At 37.8% G+C, this 18,261-nt stretch carries 20 protein-coding genes; 12 read left to right on the top strand and 8 right to left on the bottom strand.

The window, feature by feature from the left end; all coding sequences use genetic code 11:
- Positions 1 to 25: 25 nt before the first annotated feature.
- The 3 genes from NKMY2_RS02610 to NKMY2_RS02600 are packed head-to-tail and all read right to left on the bottom strand — an operon-like array spanning position 26 to position 3,187.
- Complete coding sequence (locus NKMY2_RS02610; protein WP_042684169.1) at positions 26 to 1,330, bottom strand: COG1361 S-layer family protein; 1,305 nt, start codon at positions 1,328 to 1,330, stop codon at positions 26 to 28.
- On the bottom strand, positions 1,327 to 2,007 hold the full coding sequence (locus tag NKMY2_RS02605) for an ABC transporter ATP-binding protein (RefSeq protein ID WP_076613370.1): 681 nt from the start codon (positions 2,005 to 2,007) through the stop codon (positions 1,327 to 1,329). Before NKMY2_RS02605 ends, NKMY2_RS02610 begins: the two co-directional genes overlap by 4 nt.
- A gap of 19 nt (positions 2,008 to 2,026) precedes the next feature.
- Positions 2,027 to 3,187 carry an ABC transporter permease gene (locus NKMY2_RS02600; protein ID WP_042684264.1) on the bottom strand — a complete coding sequence of 387 codons (1,161 nt, stop codon included), beginning with the start codon at positions 3,185 to 3,187 and terminating at the stop codon, positions 2,027 to 2,029.
- A gap of 147 nt (positions 3,188 to 3,334) precedes the next feature.
- Here NKMY2_RS02600 and NKMY2_RS02595 point away from each other — a divergent pair, with 147 nt between their 5' ends.
- Together NKMY2_RS02595 and NKMY2_RS02590 are read left to right on the top strand one after the other, a co-directional pair.
- Positions 3,335 to 4,237: an AsnC family transcriptional regulator gene (locus tag NKMY2_RS02595; RefSeq protein WP_042684261.1), complete on the top strand. Its 903-nt coding sequence runs from the start codon at positions 3,335 to 3,337 to the stop codon at positions 4,235 to 4,237.
- 27 nt (positions 4,238 to 4,264) lie between these two features.
- The gene (locus NKMY2_RS02590; RefSeq protein ID WP_042684166.1) at positions 4,265 to 4,780 is read left to right on the top strand and encodes an NUDIX hydrolase; all 516 of its coding nucleotides are present in this window, start codon (positions 4,265 to 4,267) and stop codon (positions 4,778 to 4,780) included.
- Here the strand turns inward: NKMY2_RS02590 and NKMY2_RS02585 are convergent.
- Positions 4,777 to 5,754: a phosphate signaling complex PhoU family protein gene (locus NKMY2_RS02585; RefSeq protein WP_042684163.1), complete on the bottom strand. Its 978-nt coding sequence runs from the start codon at positions 5,752 to 5,754 to the stop codon at positions 4,777 to 4,779. The genes NKMY2_RS02590 and NKMY2_RS02585 overlap by 4 nt on opposite strands.
- A gap of 64 nt (positions 5,755 to 5,818) precedes the next feature.
- Here NKMY2_RS02585 and NKMY2_RS02580 point away from each other — a divergent pair, with 64 nt between their 5' ends.
- From NKMY2_RS02580 to coaBC, 4 genes are read left to right on the top strand one after another with little or no spacing between them, the layout of a single operon-like run.
- Complete coding sequence (locus NKMY2_RS02580; protein WP_042684159.1) at positions 5,819 to 6,715, top strand: pantoate kinase; 897 nt, start codon at positions 5,819 to 5,821, stop codon at positions 6,713 to 6,715.
- Positions 6,716 to 7,468, top strand: coding sequence for a 4-phosphopantoate--beta-alanine ligase (locus NKMY2_RS02575; protein WP_042684157.1), 753 nt, complete (start codon positions 6,716 to 6,718; stop codon positions 7,466 to 7,468).
- On the top strand, positions 7,461 to 8,300 hold the full coding sequence (gene panB, locus NKMY2_RS02570; RefSeq protein ID WP_042684155.1) for a 3-methyl-2-oxobutanoate hydroxymethyltransferase: 840 nt from the start codon (positions 7,461 to 7,463) through the stop codon (positions 8,298 to 8,300). The genes NKMY2_RS02575 and panB overlap by 8 nt, the downstream gene beginning before the upstream one ends.
- Positions 8,290 to 9,516, top strand: a complete 1,227-nt coding sequence (coaBC, locus tag NKMY2_RS02565; RefSeq protein ID WP_042684153.1) for a bifunctional phosphopantothenoylcysteine decarboxylase/phosphopantothenate--cysteine ligase CoaBC — start codon at positions 8,290 to 8,292, stop codon at positions 9,514 to 9,516. Before panB ends, coaBC begins: the two co-directional genes overlap by 11 nt.
- A 1-nt stretch (position 9,517) precedes the next feature.
- On the opposite strand, the gene NKMY2_RS02560 is transcribed toward coaBC, so the two are convergent.
- Positions 9,518 to 11,089, bottom strand: a complete 1,572-nt coding sequence (locus tag NKMY2_RS02560; protein WP_052347464.1) for an aldehyde dehydrogenase family protein — start codon at positions 11,087 to 11,089, stop codon at positions 9,518 to 9,520.
- A 236-nt stretch (positions 11,090 to 11,325) separates the two neighbouring features.
- On the opposite strand from NKMY2_RS02560, the gene NKMY2_RS02555 reads away from it, so the two are divergent.
- Positions 11,326 to 11,592 (top strand): hypothetical protein, encoded by a 267-nt coding sequence (locus tag NKMY2_RS02555; RefSeq protein ID WP_042684143.1) that lies wholly within the window; start codon positions 11,326 to 11,328, stop codon positions 11,590 to 11,592.
- On the opposite strand, the gene NKMY2_RS02550 is transcribed toward NKMY2_RS02555, so the two are convergent.
- Both NKMY2_RS02550 and NKMY2_RS02545 read right to left on the bottom strand, forming a co-directional pair.
- Positions 11,589 to 12,431, bottom strand: coding sequence for a hypothetical protein (locus NKMY2_RS02550; RefSeq protein WP_042684140.1), 843 nt, complete (start codon positions 12,429 to 12,431; stop codon positions 11,589 to 11,591). The genes NKMY2_RS02555 and NKMY2_RS02550 overlap by 4 nt on opposite strands.
- Before the next feature lie 6 nt (positions 12,432 to 12,437).
- Positions 12,438 to 13,268 carry a hypothetical protein gene (locus NKMY2_RS02545; RefSeq protein ID WP_042684137.1) on the bottom strand — a complete coding sequence of 277 codons (831 nt, stop codon included), beginning with the start codon at positions 13,266 to 13,268 and terminating at the stop codon, positions 12,438 to 12,440.
- A 233-nt stretch (positions 13,269 to 13,501) separates the two neighbouring features.
- Between NKMY2_RS02545 and NKMY2_RS02540 the strand changes: the two genes are divergently transcribed.
- Both NKMY2_RS02540 and NKMY2_RS02535 read left to right on the top strand, forming a co-directional pair.
- Positions 13,502 to 14,959 carry a hypothetical protein gene (locus NKMY2_RS02540; RefSeq protein ID WP_042684135.1) on the top strand — a complete coding sequence of 486 codons (1,458 nt, stop codon included), beginning with the start codon at positions 13,502 to 13,504 and terminating at the stop codon, positions 14,957 to 14,959.
- A gap of 16 nt (positions 14,960 to 14,975) precedes the next feature.
- Entirely contained in the window at positions 14,976 to 15,164 is a 189-nt protein-coding gene (locus tag NKMY2_RS02535; protein ID WP_157832423.1) for a hypothetical protein, read from the top strand.
- 7 nt (positions 15,165 to 15,171) lie between these two features.
- On the opposite strand, the gene NKMY2_RS02530 is transcribed toward NKMY2_RS02535, so the two are convergent.
- Positions 15,172 to 16,107: a hypothetical protein gene (locus NKMY2_RS02530; RefSeq protein ID WP_042684130.1), complete on the bottom strand. Its 936-nt coding sequence runs from the start codon at positions 16,105 to 16,107 to the stop codon at positions 15,172 to 15,174.
- A 44-nt stretch (positions 16,108 to 16,151) separates the two neighbouring features.
- Between NKMY2_RS02530 and NKMY2_RS10705 the strand changes: the two genes are divergently transcribed.
- The 3 genes from NKMY2_RS10705 (at position 16,152) to NKMY2_RS02520 (ending at position 18,166) form a co-directional block, all read left to right on the top strand.
- Positions 16,152 to 16,304 (top strand): hypothetical protein, encoded by a 153-nt coding sequence (locus NKMY2_RS10705; RefSeq protein WP_157832422.1) that lies wholly within the window; start codon positions 16,152 to 16,154, stop codon positions 16,302 to 16,304.
- A 171-nt stretch (positions 16,305 to 16,475) separates the two neighbouring features.
- Positions 16,476 to 16,661, top strand: a complete 186-nt coding sequence (locus tag NKMY2_RS02525) for a hypothetical protein (RefSeq protein ID WP_042684129.1) — start codon at positions 16,476 to 16,478, stop codon at positions 16,659 to 16,661.
- Complete coding sequence (locus tag NKMY2_RS02520) at positions 16,658 to 18,166, top strand: hypothetical protein (protein WP_157832421.1); 1,509 nt, start codon at positions 16,658 to 16,660, stop codon at positions 18,164 to 18,166. The genes NKMY2_RS02525 and NKMY2_RS02520 overlap by 4 nt, the downstream gene beginning before the upstream one ends.
- Positions 18,167 to 18,261: the final 95 nt, after the last annotated feature.

The following is an 18,261-nucleotide window of genomic DNA, read 5'->3' as shown; positions in this document are numbered from 1 at the left end:
TAATTGCTTATAATTCTAGTGTGTTTTAGCTTGTAACTAGCTCTTTCTTTTTCCTAATTTTTTTGAAAATAATCACGCCTACAATTGCTGCAATTACCAAGCCAATCATACCTGGCATGTAATCAGATATTGTAGGTTCTGGGATTACTGTTGTATCTTTTAGAAATACAGCGGTGTCATAATCAAACAAATGCTCTATTCGCGAGTCGTCCTTGTATCGCAGTGTGATTTTGATATCATGTTTGCCAAACTTCGGCTCTCCGTCAAACTCTACTGGGATGTTAAACGGTACTGGCGAATCAGTTTCGATTTCATCTATGAATTGTGTTGTTTTTTTGATGTTGGAATCACCCAGTGGTTCCAAGGTTACAAATCCAAACAAGGCATTAGTGTTTCCTTCGTTGATGATTTCACCTATTACAGTTTGTTTTCCCGAGAGATCGATCACATTTACATCGTAAATCCTTAGATCGATTAGTCCATTAATGTAAAAATCTACGTTTTGTGTTGTCTCAACCTTGTCTCCGTGGGCATTAAAGTAAGTTATTTCCATCGGAGTGTGCAGTGTTTCGGTGTGTATGTTTTCTGGGATATACACCTGAAATGAAATGTATTTTGATGATTTTGGCTCAATTGTTCCAACATCCCAGCTATTTTGATCAAAAACTACATTTTCAACATTGGTGAGCGACACTTGGGTTGAAGATATGGTATTTTGCGTATTTCCTAGAATAATTTTTACATTAGATATTGGTGCCGTTCCAGAATTTGATATCTCTATGGTAGCTTTGTTATTTTTGATAGAAGTTAGAAACGGATCAACTGCCTTTAGATTTAGAGTACTATCTCCGGTTACTTTGAACTTGAAATCAAAAAATTCGTTTCTTTGACCGGATTCACGAAGTCTTGAATAGTCAACTTTTACTGTTCCTGGATATTGCTGGATTAGAATATGTGAATCAAGATTAACGAAAAATGTCAAAGAGAAATTATCTCCTGCCTGTGATTCACTGTCACTATCTGCCACAATAAGTGCGTCCTTTCCATCTGCGGAGCTAAATCCCTGAGGAAGCTGTAATTGCCCCTTTATTCCAGTGATATCCTGGGTTCCTACATTTGCAAACACTACGGTAAATGGAACATTTTTGTCGCCTGGAGCCACCTCAATTTTTTGCTCTAGGGTTCCAAAGTAGGCGTCAAGGATTTTCACTGCTCCAAATTCTCGCTTGAACGGAGACTCGTTTGAGCTGACTTGGCCAAACGCATTCAAGGCTACAAACTGGCCCAATACGAGTACTGAGAATAAAACAAGTAATTTAGAATAATTCATACCTTGATCTCCATTTCGTGAGGCAAGTCTTCGCCTTCAAATGCACGGCCGTCTCTAATTGTAATAACTCTATCCACCTCGCCAAACTGTTGCCTGTCGTGTGTAACAATAATGAAAGTTTGGTTGAGTTTTTTTGCCATCGACTTCATTAGTTGTACAATGGTTTCTGCGGTAATAGAATCCAAGTTTCCTGTTGGCTCGTCAGCCAAAACTATAGCTGGATTATTTATCAGGCCTCTTGCTATTGCTGCTCTTTGAGCCTGTCCTCCAGAAATTTTGTTTGCGCGTTTATTCATTTGGCTTTCAAGGCCTACTGCCTTTAGCAAGTTTTTAGCTTCAGTCATCACATTCTGGTTTGAGTGTTGGATGTTACGCGGTAGCAAGACATTTTCTAAAACTGTAAGATCAGTTAGAAGATTAGAAAATTGGAATATGAATCCGAGCTTTGAATTCCTAAACGATGATACTTGATTGTCGCCAAGAGTTATTGTGTTTGTACCATCGATCAATACCTGCCCACTTGTCGGCTTATCAAGCAGTCCTATCATGTTTAGTAGTGTGGATTTGCCGGATCCTGAGCTTCCAACAATCAATACAAATTCTCCTTTCTTTATGGAAAACGAAACATCGGTTAAGGCACGAACCTTGGTATCGCCCTCACCATAAGTTTTGTTCAAGTTTTTTACTTCTAGAACACTAGACAGAGCGCATCGCCTCCACTGGTTGAAGTTTTGTCGCCTTGAATGCAGGATAAATTGAAGCGATAACTGCAAGTCCGAATGCCATGATTGCAGTCTGTGTTATCTTGGACCAATCATAGCTTACCTGAAGCGGAAGACTTCCTTGAAATGACATTTTGGTCTCCTTTGCATAAAATGTGTAGCTCAGGCCAAAGGCCGTTCCCACTCCTGCGCCCACCATGCCTATAATCATGCCCTGAAACAAGAAGATTATGAGAATATCCTTCCTTTTTGCTCCGATTGCCCTCATAATTCCCACTTCACGTGTCTTGCTTGACACCAGCATTATCTGAATTGTCACCACTGCAAAAGCAGACGACATCATTCCAAAATAACCAATCATGTTGATCATTGCGATTCCTGATCTGAATCCACTCAGAGTTTGCTCGGCGGATTCTTCTATTGTTTCTGCCTTAAAGTCATCGTTTGGAAAAGAACGCAAAAAGAGATCCTTTACCTCGTCAGCTTTTGTTGGATCGTTTAGTTTGACAAGAATCTGGCCGGTTTCTTTGTTACGATCCAGCATATCTCGTAGTGTATCAATATGTATGACAACGTCAGAGTCAAACCCTTGTCCACCGGGTGATCTTGCTATGCCAGTTACAATAAAACGCTTTATTGCGTCCTCACCATGCCTGTTTACTATCTTTAGCTGCAGATTATCCCCAACAGTTACACCACCAAGATCACGCGCTACAATAGAACCAACAACAATTGAGTTTCTTGAAAAGACGTACTGTCCCTCACTTACTGTTTCATGGACGGTTGACACTCTGGTGTCCTGAAATGGGTCAACTCCAACAACTGGAACCTGAAAATCTTGAATTATTTTTCCAGACTTGGTAACATTGATTGAGGCTGATGAGGACATCCTAGGGGCAGCAGCCTCTACATACGGTATTCTCTCAAACCAATTTACTAAAAAAACGTCGGATTTTTCCGTAATGACGTCTTCTCTGTTTGTCACAAGCACGTCTCCAAACCTATATCCTGACAAGTCACGAATTATTGCGTCATACAATCCCTGAAATATTACAAAATTAACATGAATTACCAAAATTCCAATGGATACTGCCATGATTGCGCCAAGCAAACTGCCCCTCTTGTTTGCAAGCATTCTAGTTGCCAGCTGAATCCTGTAATCCAACGATTAATACAGAATAGTCCGATATTTAATATATTATCTACATATTTTGAATATAATAGACACTTTTACATAAGAATAGTATCCTTTAATAAGAAATTAATGCCTAAAAATAACAAATTGGACAAATTAGACCTAAAAATCCTAGGCTCATTGCTGGACAACTGTAGGGAATCAGACAGGCAAATAGGCAATAGAATCGGAATTTCTGGTGCTGCGGTGAAGTCCAGAATTGAAAAGATGATTCAGAGCAAAATGATTGAAAATTTCACATTAAAGATAGAGCCGCCGGTGTTAGGTTACAATCTAATCTACATCGTAACGACAGGCCAAGATTCCGATGAAATCCTAAAGCAGGTAAAACTAATCGGCGAACCATTTTTCATGGTTCCTTGTGTTGGCGGAATTACAGTTTGCGGCATCGTGGTAAAAGAAGACGTGCAGCAAAAAATAGAGATCATGAAAAATCTCATGAAAGATGTTAGAGTTCTCAGCATTTTTGAAGCTGTCAATCCTGGCGTGAGATCAGATTTGATAAAAACGGATCTTGAAATAATAAACCAGCTCATGAAAAACCCAAGAATGAAAATTGAAGATCTTGCAAAGACCGCCAAGCTGTCCACAAAAACAGTTGCAAGATCATTAAAGAAATTACAAAATGACGAGGCAATCCAGTTTACTCTAATTTTCAATCCTTCAAAATTTGATCAGTACATACCGTTTGCTGTATTGGCATGGATTGATGGAAACCTAAATGAAACCCTAAACAGATTGAAAAAAGAATTTTCAGGCTATTTTTTGCAAAAGCCATTCATTGCAAAAAACCAAATTGTGCTATTCTTGTACAGCAATAACATATTTGAGCTTGACAACATAACGCAGCAGGTAAGAATGGTAAAAGGAGTATCCATTGCAGATTTGTTTATCCCAAAAAAGATAGAACTGCCACAGCAATGGATCAAGGATACCATCAAGAGCTCAAAATCTTCTGGAAAGCTGCATTTGATGTACCAGACAAATTAAAATAGCATTCAACTAAAAAATCATCAGTTGAAGAAAAAAACAATCTATGAGGGGAAAATTCTAGGTCTGACCATATACGATCTAACCATAAACGGTAGAAAGGTAAGACGAGAGGTAATTGAGCACCGTGGGGCAGCAGCAATACTTGGTTTTGATGAGAAAGGCAGGGTAATTTTGGTAAAGCAGCATAGATTTCCTCATGGCTACATTTTAGAAATTCCTGCAGGCACACTTGAAAAGGGAGAAAAGCCTGAAAAATGCGCATTTCGCGAAATCCAAGAAGAAACCGGCTACAAGGCAAGGAAACTGACTCATCTTATCACGTATTATCCATCTGTTGGCTACAACAAGGAGGCAATACACTGTTTTGTGGCAAAGAATCTACAGAAAGTCAGCGACCAAATGTTAGATGACGATGAAATCATGTCGGTGGTAAAAATAGATATGAAAAAATTACTAGGCATGATAAAAAACGGCAAGATCATTGACTCTAAAACCATATGTGCGGTTTTGACCTATGCGCTAAAAAATAAGATATACTAGTTATAGATGGGTTTTACCAGATCCGAGATATCTGCCCAAGATCTTGAAACTCTTTCAAACATATAGATGAGATCCACCAGATCTATCGGAAGTTGGTTTTTTTCCTCAATTGAGGAACGAATATCAGATATTTTTCTCTGAAATTTTCTATGATGTGATATTGCATCTATTGCTAGCCTTCTATTATGCCCAATGAATGCGTCAATTGATTTTTGGTGTATGCTTTCAATGTCCTTTGTGAGATCGTAAATTTTGCGAAGGTCGTTTTTAGACAGATGTGTATTTGATATAGTGTTTGCAATTTCCACCAGAGTATCGCAGGCTGTTTCCAAAATGTTTGCAGCTATTCTATAATCCAAGACATCAATGTTTTCAAGATGAAACGTGGTTGCAAGCCTTTTGTCAAGCATTGTGCTTCGAATTAATCTGACAAGCAAGAAATACTGTCTGTCTACCTCGTCGTCCCTATTTGGAAGGGTCTGAAGATTTGACTTGTCATCGGAGATTAGCGCCAGCGAGATGTCATTGAACATGCCTAGCGCAATTGAGCTAATTCGTTTTAGAATTTTATCGGGATTTAGTGTGGTTGCATCCAAGAGAAATTGGACATTTATGTTAGAAGAATCCTCCTCTACTATTTCCATTCCGACCAGTCTTCTCATGGAGTTACGAATTTTTTCCCTGTCCTCAACTGGGATGCTAGTCTTTCCCTTTATTCGAATTATGTCATATCCAAGAAGATATGCGCCCGTGATATCTGCAACAATGTTTTCGTCCTGCGGAAGCGGATACGAAATCACCACCTCCTTTGAGGGCCTTTCCGTTTTGTTTACTGTGATTGAGATGGTGTTTTCGTTTGTTTCAATTTCTACTTCGGTACTTTTTTCAAGCTTGTTTGCATCCACCCATTCCTTTGGGAGTGATACCAGAATGCTGCTTCCAATCTTTTGCAGGCGTCGAATGAATTTAGTCAATTTATACTAATATAATTAATTTAAGCCATATTCTTATATTTTTAGTAAAATTTAAACTGCGATCATGAGGGGAATGGCGTTCAGTCCTGCACACATAACGGGATTTTTCAAGGCAGAGTTAGATGAAAAACAAAGGCCTGAATTTCAAGGGTCTTTGGGGGCCGGGTTTTCAATTCAATCAGGCGTCATCACTACGGTAGAAATCGAGGAATCTGATTACACTGATTTTAAGATCAGAGTTACAGGATATCAGTCAGATAACACACAAGTCTCTGAATTTGTGATCAGGGAATTTTTGAAAAATATCAAGGGAAGTTATTTTCTCAGCATACACCACGACATCAAAGTTCCAGTTGGATATGGATTTGGCTGCTCCGCCGCGGTTGCATTGTCACTTGCCTTTGCACTAAACCAAGCATTTGGAACTGGATTTTCAAATGAAAAACTCGGAAGGATTGCCCATGTTGCAGAAGTGTCTTGCCAGACAGGTCTTGGTGATGTCTTGGCGTCATATCACGGCGGATTCGAGATCAGAGTTAAAGGCGGTGCTCCAGGAATTGGATCCATTAAAAAAATATCAACCGAATCATATTCTGCAATCATGATTTGCTTTGCTCCAATTTCGACAAAACAGTTCATGAAGGAGAGAATGTCGTCGATAAACGGTCTTGGCGGAAAAATGGTAAACAAACTGGTACAGTCAGAAGACATCAATGAGTTCCATGATTCATCTGTAGAATTTGCAAACTATGTGAACATCATAACCCCCAAAATGAAAGCAGTGATAGATGATCTGCACAAAAACGGAATAAAATGTGGTGTTGCACTTTTTGGTGAGACGATTTTCACACTTGTTTCACAAGATTTGAAAGACAAAGTTTTGAAAATATTGGAAAAGTACAATGACGGAATCATTATCAAGTCAAAAATTGATGATCTTGGAGCAAGACTAGTTAGCTAAATGACAAATCTAATTCCAAAGAATCATCCAAGAGCTCATTCTCTGTATGTTAGGGAACGACTTGTCAATGCGTTTGATGACGGACTGGTTGCAAAAGAAGGCCTCATGGCGCATGGCCGTGGCGAGGCATTTGATTATTTGATAGGTGAAAAAACATCAAAATCTGCAAAAAACGCGATAAAGGCAGCCGCATTTGCGCTTGTTTCTGCAAAACATCCTGTTATCTCGGTAAACGGCAACATTGCAGGGCTGTGTCCAAGGGAGATAATAGAACTATCAAAGGTAGCAAATGCAAAAATTGAGATAAATCTGTTTTATGCCAACGAAAAAAGAAAGCAAACCATTTTGAAGGTATTGCACAAAAACGGTGCAAAAGAAATCCTTGGTGTGGACAAGAAAAACTCCACTAGAATTTCTGGCCTAGACAGTGCAAGAAGAATTGTAGACAGGGATGGAATTTACATTGCAGACGTAGTGTTGGTCCCACTGGAAGACGGCGACAGAACTATAGCACTCAAAAAAGCAGGAAAGAAAGTCATTACGTTTGACCTAAATCCACTATCCAGGACCGCACAAACAGCAGACATTACTATTGTGGACAATGTCGTTCGTGGAATAAGGGAGTTGATTGACGCTTGTGAAAAAACGCAAAAGAAAAAACTGCGCAACATGCCGTTTGATAACAAAAAAAATCTTGCAAAATCCATCTCTGAAATAAGAAATTACTTGACAAGGAGGGCAAGGATTGCATAAGTCAGTAAGAGACATCTTGGAAAAAAGACAGTCTGGAACAAAAATTTCCGTAATCACCGCATATGACTATACCATGGCATCATTATGTGACAAGGCGGGAATTGACATTCTGCTTGTTGGCGATAGTGCAGGCATGGTGATGTTAGGATATGAGAGTACCATTCCAGTTACCATGGATCAAATGGTTTTGTTTACAGAGGCAGTAAGTAGGGCGCGCCAAAATGCACTCATAGTTTCCGATCTTCCATTTATGTCGTACCAGGCAAGCACTAGCGATGCAATCGCAAACTCTGGCAGACTGGTAAAGGCGGGAGCAGATGCAGTAAAGCTTGAAGGCGGAAAAGCAATGTCAGGTACAATCAAGGCAATAGTAGAAACAGGCATTCCCGTGATGGGGCACATTGGGTTTCAGCCCCAGACCACCACGCTTGCACAAGGCTACAAAGTTCAGGGAAGAACCAAGGATGCCGCTGTAAGACTAATCGAGGACGCAAAGGCGCTAGAAGAAGCAGGCGTATTCAGCATAGCTCTTGAAATGGTGACAGATGAGGTATCAAAGATAATTTCAGAAGCCATTTCCGTTCCGACAATTGGAATTGGCTCAGGAAAGTATTGTGACGGTCAGGTGCTTGTGGTTCACGATATTTTGGGCATGTATGATAAGCTCAAACCAAAATTTGTAAAGCAATACTTGTCATTATCAGATCAGATAACAAAGGCAGTATCAAACTATAGAACAGATGTTGAATCTGGAAAATTTCCTGCAGAGGAAAACTGGTTTTCAATGGACAAATCCGAGCTTGAAAAATTAAGAAAGGAAATTGGCAAATAAGCACCCATCTTTAGATATAGTGGAGTCATACGGAACAGAGCTGTCAGGGAAAAAAATTGTTCTGTGTATATCAGGAAGCGTTGCAGCATACAAGGCACTTGAGCTTGCAAGACTTTTGATGAGACATGGTGCGGATGTGATTTGTGTTGCAAGCGATGCAGTGACCAAGCTGATCCAGCCAGACTACTTCAAGTGGGCAACTGGAAATGAGGTAATTACAAAGCTTACTGGGGATCTGGAGCACATCAAACTAGCAGATTACAGACAGTCAGATATCATTGTGGTGTACCCAGCTACTGCAAACACGCTTGGTAAGCTTGCAAATGGAATTGATGATACTCCAGTATCAACTGTCCTGACTGTCGGGTTTGGTGCAAAGATTCCAATTTTGATGGCACTTGCAATGCATGAGGCAATGTATGAAAACTCTGCAGTATTACGAAATATCGGGTTTCTCAAAGATAAAATCGGGTTTATTTCGCCTCAAATGATTGAGGGAAAGGCAAAGGTCGCCGAACCTGAAGATGTCTTGGAATATGTTTTGAAAAAGTTTGGTCATTCCCCCATACTAGATGGGAAAAAAATTCTGATCACTGCAGGCCCGACAATAGAATACATTGACCCCGTTCGCGTGATTACAAACCAGAGCACTGGGAAAACAGGCGTATTGCTTGCATCCCAGCTTGTTTCTGCAGGAGCAAAGGTAACACTGGTGTACGGTCCTGGAAGAGAAGAGCCGCCAAAGGGGGCCAAAATCATACCAGTCAAAACCGTAAATGAAATGTTTGGTGCAGTAAAAAAGGAAATGAAAAAAAAATATGACATTGTAATTTTATCAGCGGCCGCATCTGATTATACCACACTAAAAGCAAGATCCAAAATAAAAAGCACAAACAAAAACTTGGTCATAAAATTACACAGGGCGCCAAAAATCATAGATCATGTCAAGAAAATGCAGCCAGATGTTTTTCTTGTTGGGTTCAAGGCAGAAACTGACATTTCCAAAAAATCACTCATCGAATCTGCAAGAAAAAAGCTCCGCGAGTCAGATGCAGATATGATAATCGCAAATGACATCGGCTACAAATACCAAAAAGATCCCCAGTACAACGAAATCTTGATAGTAGACAGCTCTGGAAAAGTGACCAGTTCTGGAAGAAAGAATAAGGTTGAAATTTCAAAATTTATTAGAAAGCAAATTGAAAACAGAATCTAATCTATGACTCATTGCAGATAGTCTGGGTTTGCTCCCGCAAAAACTGTGTCAGATAGTATTGCCCACCTGCACCCTTTCCTGAGATTCCAGAGTTCTTCCATCCAACAAATGGCTGAGATTGTACCATTGCACCTGTAGTTGCGCTTTGAGCTCTGTTTGCATATGTTACACCCGCTTCTATTTTTGAGAAAAATTCGTCAATTTGCTTTTTGTCTTGGCTGAATATGCCTGCGGTAAGGCCGTATTCTGATTCGTTTGCCTGTTTTATTGCGTCATCAAAGTTTTCAAATTCTTCAACACACAGAAACGGCAGGAATAACTCTTCTTTTACCAACTGATGATTCAGTGGTAGATTTGTCACAACTGTCGGCTGGACATAGTAGCCATTTTGGTATATTCCGTTTTTTAGGACAGACCCCCCATATGCTATTTTCCCGTCCTTTTTTGCAACTTCTACTGCTCTTTCGAATTTTTTTTGCGCTGCATCATTTATGATTGGTCCAAGATAGGTGTCCTTTTCCCATGGCTTGCCAATTTTAAGCTCTTTTACTTTGCTGACTAGTTTTTCTGTAAACTGAGGGGCGATATTTTTTTGCACGTAAACTCTAGAGCACGCACTGCATTTTTGTCCGCCATAACCAAATGCAGCTCGTAAGACACCATCTGTTGCCTTTTCTAGATCAGCCGACTCCGTCACTATGACGGGATTCTTTCCTCCCATCTCTGATATGAATGGCCTTGGGGATTCGCGGGTAAATGTCCTGAATCCTGAAATGCCTACCTCCTTTGATCCTGTAAATGCGATTCCACTTACTAGGGGACTTTCAACTATCGCTTGTCCGACTACTCCACCCCTACCTGTGACCAAGTTTATTGCAGATGATGGGATTCTTTTGTAGATTGCATTGACAAACTGGAATGCGGAAATTGGTGTATCGCTTGCAGGTTTTAGCACAACAGCATTTCCCGTGATCAACGCGCCGCTGCTCATTCCAATTGCAATAGCCGATGGAAAGTTAAACGGAGAAATTATACCCCATACTCCGTATGGCTTTAAAACACTCTGTGTCCTTTCTTTCGGATTTGCGCTTTTCGTTGGTTTTACAAATCCATAGTTTGCTTCCAGCTGCTCTGCGTAAAATCTGAGAAAGTCTATCGTTTCGTCAATTTCTCCCATTGCCTCAGTTCTGTTTTTGCCGTTTTCCATGCTAACTATAGCAGCTAGTATGAATTTTTGCGCTGAAAACTGACTCGCCATATCCCGAAATAAGGAAACGCGCTCCTGGTATGGGGTTTGGCTCCATTTGGGAAACGCATCGTGTGCAGACTCGATTGCATTTTGCGTTTGTTCCTTTGTTGCAAGCGGAAATTTCCCTAGTATAATTTTTGTATCAGATGGCGATTTTACCTCAAAGTAATCATCTGAAAACACTTCTTTCCCTCCAATTATCATAGGGTAGGTTTTTCCAAGATCTTTTTGAAATGACTCTAGTGCATGATCAAATTTTTTGTGAAATTCGTCAGTCGTGTTGTTTTTTACTGCGTTTGCCCAGGTGTTTTCGTTCTCAATCAAGATGTATGGTTTACCGTATCATCCAATAAATTGATTTAACTATAAGAAAAATTATAGATAAAATTCATACTATGCCGTCGCCCGTAATATTTTATAATTTCAAATTTTGAATGGTATATTTTCAGGCATGAAATGGCTACAACAGATAATTTGAAGTTGATTTTAAGTCTATAAACAGTTGATCAAACAAGTGAATTTTGGATCAGATTATAAGGTAATACTGTAATAATTGATGTATGACTGACACAACTTCAAGGTTTCTTGTAGGAGAGCAAACATCTATAGCAAAAAAAGAATTTCTAAAATACATAAAAGATGTTCAGAAACAAAGCGAAATATCTTGGTTAATTACAGACAAGCGTTCTTTTGAATGGGTAGAAATTAATCAACAAAAACAAAAATTCGAAAAAGAATTAGAAACCACAAATTTCAAAACTGCATGTGTCGGTGTATTCAATCCAAAAGATAAATCTACACAGTATTCATCGTACAAACTCTCCTAAACAAAAATAGCTTCTGCTATTTCACTAGCAGGATCTTTTAACATTTTCTTTAGTAAATCAAATTCATTTGGTTCCAGATTATCAATGCATTCTATATGTTCACTTATCATTTTCCATCCATCTATAAAACCTTCAATTAATTTTTGAATATATTGCGGTCTATTTTGTCCTACAATTAATCTCTCAATGTGTTGTCTTGTACTAGTAACAATATCTGCAGTTCCAGCATTATTTCCATTTGAATCAAATGGTCCATCTTCGTTATCAATTGAATGAAGTATGTGTGTATTAGTAAAGAAAACGAAATTAGCATTATTTCTATCACGAATTACAAATAAATAATTAAAAGCGGCCCATCTCCCATATTCAAAACAAAATCTTCCCAAATCTTCAATATCAGCTAGTTCTAATTCAAAAATTCTTTTTGTAAGTTTATAATTTCCAATGTCAATTACAACAAATTCTTTGTTCTCCCAACCTAATAGTAATTCACAATTATTATCAGCTGAATTTACTCTTAATTTGATACCACTTTGTTTAATGCCATTATAATTTGGAAGCCATTTTATTTTCTCTTTGATCTTTGCGATAACATATTCACGTCGTATATAACATGGATTATCGGCGCAACGCTTTAGCATAACATACCCATCCTGATTAATTTGGCATAGTATAGTGTGTAATTGAGCACTACGAGAGTTCCAATCTGGCTTCGACAAGGCTAATTTATCCACACATGGATCAAGTTTTCTACCAAGACATTGAGAAACTAGATCATATAGAAATTTAGCATCAATGTCAGATGTTTCCTCCTTTTGAGGTGTAGATATTAGGTTCATTTCTCATTATTTCACCAATGCAGTCGATCCTACTTCTAATGGAAGTGTATTCTTATTCAGGCCAATTGTTATTGCAGCATTAACAAGAGGCTCATTTAGTTGACTAAAGATCTTTTTTAAATAGAAATCAACGGTATGCTTGTAAACATTAAGATAAGTTTCTCGTTCTTGCTGTGTAAGATTATCCAAGATTGACATTTTTTCAATATGCGACCAAAGAGTGTCTCTTATGAGATAGAAGAATTTGTCACGAATAGAAAGCATGCGTAATAATTCCTTGTCATTTTTAAATTCAAGTTGGATTTTATTAAGAACTTTTGAGAAATATGGTAGATTTCTTGGATCTAGAACTGAGCCATTAATATAATAACCCTTTATTAGGCTCTCAAGATCTTTTGGATCTACTTTTGAGATCATACCAAGTAGTTTATCAAAAAGAAACTCGGTATCACCCACTTCAAAATATTTAGCATAGGTAGGAAATTGTTCAATAATTCTAGGATGAATGGCTTTTCTACTAAGAAAATGCCTTACAAGTTTACTTGAGAGAAACTGCCTATGTTTTCCCGCTGCTGCAAATACTACAAACAGCGTTTGGAGAGTATTTAGATCGTCAGATAGGAGAAAACTCCTTCCAAAAATCATTGTTTTTGGATCACAAACTTGTAGAATTCGTTTCCGGATCTTAGAGATAGCTGCTTTACTTTTATCGGTTTTTTTTGCTAGATCTGTTGCACGTATAGGATTTGGATAAGCCTCAAGTAAGATCGAAAGATAGTCCTCTAAGACTATAAGAGACTTGATATCGGTTTTTGCTCCTTTTGCCTTATCAACCATGCCTATTATTATCAACTAACGGTAAATAAATTAGCTCTTGGTTAACTTTTTACTGTATCCCACGGTAAACTTTATTCCAAAACAAGAGAAATGCAAGTTAACAAATTTGGAAAACATGGATCAGAGTTTGATTATCAGATGAGACAGAATTACATTAATCCGTATTTAAACAAAGATTCTCAGAATTTTCTTAAGTAACAAAATTTACCAACAAGACACTACATACTATATCCATGAAACAGTCAGCAAAAGATTGTCTTCAGAACATGAAGAATGAGTTCACAAATACTGAATTTAGAAATTGTCTACAGAGTAAGGCAGACGATATAAAACCAAGAGATGTTTCAAACATTTTAGAATCTCTAGCAAGCAAGGGATTAATTAAAAAAATTAGCACTGCTCGTTATCAAAAAACGCTTCCAACAAATGTTGATGAGATTGACATTACAGCACAGTTTATTGATAAATGTAAAAAAAATAAAAAAGTTTGGAGTTGGACATATGGAGGTTTCTATACTACTCATGCTCAATTCATTATGTTTGGAGTTTCTCCAAAAAAACTTCCACAATGGAAAGAAGAAATGCTGGAAATCCTTTTTGCAAGATTGTCAGAACTTTCTCGTGCCATTGATTCTATGATGATGTGGGAAAATAACACTCCAACTTTTGATTGGTCATATTCAAGAGAGGTCATGTTAGAACTACTGCCATATTATCTAGGTCAGATAGTAGGTGAGGATCATGACGGTCTTTCAAATGAAAATTTATTTGATGAAATTTCACGCATGACACGTTCTCTGCATGGGTACCCTGATGCTAGAGACAAGATTCTTGCATTACTCAAAAAAATTAAGGCTGAAACTAGTAAGAAATATGAGCAGGAAGGAGAAAGGCCACGTAAAATAGGTAATGAATTTGCTTTATTGACAACACATAGAATAGATGATCTAGATGAGTTATCAGATAAGAGAAAGATTGCTGCATACCTAGAAAAAGCAGTTAAAAAAAATCTAGCGATTGGAAAAATAATATTTGAGCTAGTTAATTTTCATGAACAGCCAATTATTGTAAAAACCATTGATGAGTTAACATATCTTTCAACAAACAAAATAAATGAAATTAAGGCATATTATTTGGAATACAAATACGGTCAAAATGTATTGCCATATCTTTATCATATAGATCTATTTGCAAAAAATATCGAACAATTTGAAAGCGGTGAATTAAAGACTGGATGGTATAAAAGAAAAATATTAGACTTTTTAGACGATGAACAATTTACTGATGAATATTTAGGTAAAACAAAACCAACTGATGAAAAACGCATAATTGAAAAAGAAATTGATGAGAATGGGGATTCAGTTGATGTGCGTTATGCATTTTATGAAGTAAAGAAAAAAATCAAGTACGAAAGATTACTAAGTAAAGTAGTAAATCTTTTGCGAGAGAATGTAAAAGCCTCTGATATAGACAAAGCTATCAAAGCTGCTGCATTCACACTCTCTTTTAAAATGCCAAAAGATAGTAAATATTATTTTGATTTCAAAAATATTGCAAAAGGTTTAGCAAAAAATGGAATTTCAATATCACAGGAATCTGTAGACAAAAATGTAATGCTTGGTGATCAGCAGGGACAAAAATTCATACAGACTGCAATAAGATCAAAGGACAAATTGAGCATATATGGATGAGCTGAAGTTCCTTTTCTTGATAGTTGATTTCATATATTACATATACAAAATATGCATTATGGTCAAAACTCTCCGTATTTCTGACGAAAACCACAAAGAAATGCTCAAAATTCAGGGTGAAATTCAGGCTGAAACAGGCAAATTAACAACCATGGATGATGCTCTTGCAGAAATGATTAAGTCTTACAAAAAAGCTAACAGGTGATTTTAACCTATAATGCATAAGAGAAGGCCTGATCTAATTCTCTCATTACCAACCACAATAAACGAGATTCCATACACAAGTCGTCATCAGTTCCAATAATGTTAACACCAAATAAGATCATCATTTTTGTACTCCAGTTTTCGTTAGGATTTTTCTTGTATAATTTTTTATTTATTTTATAGATCTGTGTCAATACTTTACCATCTGGGATACATTCCAGTGGTCCAATTTCGAACTCTAATGGTTTCGATGTTGGTGATACATTTCCCAAAATATCACTAATTTTTCTCAAAACTTCTTCACCATACAACTCCGCGATCTTTGTAAAATAAAATGACAGGCTTTCATCAAAAATAAATTTCCCATTTTTTATCAACTTTTCGTGAAGTGGCTTGATAAAAATTTCCTTTACAAATCTAATTGGAATTTCATTATTGAGAAAATGTTGTAGAAATGCAAAAAATAGGTGATATTTTGAAGCATTTTTTACGAAGATTGTAAATTCAGCATCATTAAATTGAAACCCTAAAGCTACAAAACATCCCTTTAATGTTAAAAAATACTTTTTCCCATTTTGTATTCCGGTCAAAAACACATAATCGTCTTTTAATTTAGTTGGATTATTTGCATCATGTCTACCTTCTACAAGATTCTGATATGATTTTGCTCTTTGTCCAATATGCTTAGGCTTTCCCGAATCTTCCCCCCGTTTTAAGATAAATGTTTCATTTTCTTTTTCTAATACAAATTTTGCAACTCCGTAAAGAGTAGATGATCCTATTAATGCCAAGCCCGAAAGAATATCTTTTTTGTGTTTACCCTTTTGCTTATGCCCAAAAATAGGCACAATAGATGAATCAAAATCAGATTGATATGCTGGTGATATGGATCCTCCTAAAAACCGTCCTTGTTTAGGTACGTATTGACTATGCTTAGTGGCCATATTATCGAAATATGGCCTATATTTTAATTAAACTTATAGTAGACATGGAAAAAATTACTACAGTAACTCTTTCAACAAATACAAAAAATTTGTTGGATAAATTTGGTCAGAAGAACGAAACCTATGACCAGTTAATTTCCAAGATTTTATTGCATGTGGAAAAATGTGAAAAATTTGCAGAGGTGAAAACGATTTGAGCAATGAGAGAATCAGAAAAATATCAGCAATTTGGCTCAAAAAGGAGACCAAGGAAAAGTTGGCCAAATTTGGTATCAAAGGAAGCACGTGGGATTCAGTTGTCAATGAGCTAATGAATCACGCAGACTATTGTGATCGGTTTTGGGAAAAGAGGCATTAGGGGAAAACAAATGACAGTCAAACAAATTGCAAAAGCCTCTCCCTACCTCATGGGTGAACATCTCATACTATCTTTGGATTCAAAATGGATTCATGTCTGTAATGGCATTCCAGAATTTGAGGTTGCAATAGATAATGACAAGCTTGTACTAACTTGTTCAAATCTAAAATTGCAAAAAATGGTGAGATCAAATTGACCACATTTATTGAAGACATTGAGAATTATCTTGACACTGAGATAGTTGACGACAAGGATCTTGTCAGCATAATTCTGCGCGTCGGGCTTTCCGCATACACAAAAAATCCTCTCAACCTAATGGTAAAGGCACCATCATCTGAGGGCAAATCATATGCGGTCAACCAAGTGATCTCACTGTTTCCAAACGAGGATGTGTTGTTCCTTGGCGGCATGTCACCGTCAGCTCTGATCCATGAAAGGGGCATCATTGTTGATGAAAATGATCATCCAATAGAAGATAGAGTAGACACTCTGGATAATGAGATCAGGCAATGCCATGATACCAACAGAAAAAGAGAACTTGAACAGCAAAAGAGAGCCCTCCTGAATAATTCAAGGAACCTAATAGATATGGGCGGAAAGATACTCGTGTTTTTGGACACGCCTGACTGGAATCTATGGAGAAAACTAAAGCCAATCCTTTCCCACGACAGGGAATCCATACAATTCAAAGTAACAGACAAGACTGGTAAGGGCACTCTGATGACGAAAAACACAATTATCCGTGGATGGCCTGCGGTGATATACTGCTCTGCAAAAAATGAGGAGGGGTTTCCAGACTGGGCAGAAATAGAGACAAGATTTCTCATTGCCAGTCCAAACACAGAGATTGCAAAATATAAAAAAGCAAACCATCTCACCGCTACAAAACAAAGCATTCCGCATTTTGCCGAGACAATGCTGTGTTCGGATCCCAGAGGAAAAGACAGGTCAAAGTGTTACGTGGGCTTGCTAAAGAAGATGATCTGTGAGATCTCGCAAGACGGCAATGGGGTATACAACCCATTTTACAGGATAATTGCAGAATTACTCCCAAGCAATGAGGGGGCAATGATGAGAGTTGCAAAACAATTCTTTGCATTGTGCAATCTAGAGACATTCATCAACTCATATCAAAGATGCAAGATTGTCTATGAGAAGGATCAGACCAAAAAAGAATGTCCTATAGTATCCCTTCATGAGATAGAGAGAACCATTCTACTTTTGGGAAAGCCAAGCCACCTTCCACCGGATAAGGTAAAGTTCTTTGAACAGGTCTTTGAGAAGGCAGTAGCGGGCAAAATAGACGGGGAGATCACCAGCGCGGATCTTGCCGTCAAGTACAGGGAGATCACTGGCAAAAGCACGAACCCAAAAAAGATTCTGGAAAATTACCTAACGCCACTCTACTATGCAGGAGTGCTAGCCTCAAGGACAAACCCCAACGATGCAAGGGGGTATCTTTACAAAAAGATATCAGACATCATTAAAAGAGAGTTTGATTACATAAGGGAGAAGATAATCGAACAATCGAAGGCGGATCCTTTATTCGTAAAAACAGGAATAGACGAACTTGAAAAACATTCGACGGGTTACACGCTATACATAATTGACAAGGGCAGGAACACTTTGCCAAAAGAGCACCTACAGGAAATACTGTTAGGCCAGAACCAGACGAATGTTACAAGTTCAGCTCAGGCGTGAAAGCATGAGCGTACCAAATTGTTCGGAAATTCGATATTGTTCGAAGTTTGGTACGTGACTTTTACCATTTTTTATATTTTGTATGTCGACCAAGT

The sequence above is a fragment of the Candidatus Nitrosotenuis chungbukensis genome, from assembly GCF_000685395.1.
Taxonomy (GTDB): domain Archaea; phylum Thermoproteota; class Nitrososphaeria; order Nitrososphaerales; family Nitrosopumilaceae; genus Nitrosotenuis; species Nitrosotenuis chungbukensis.
Note: the sequence above shows the minus strand (reverse complement) of the source record. Positions and strands in the feature narration are given on the sequence as shown.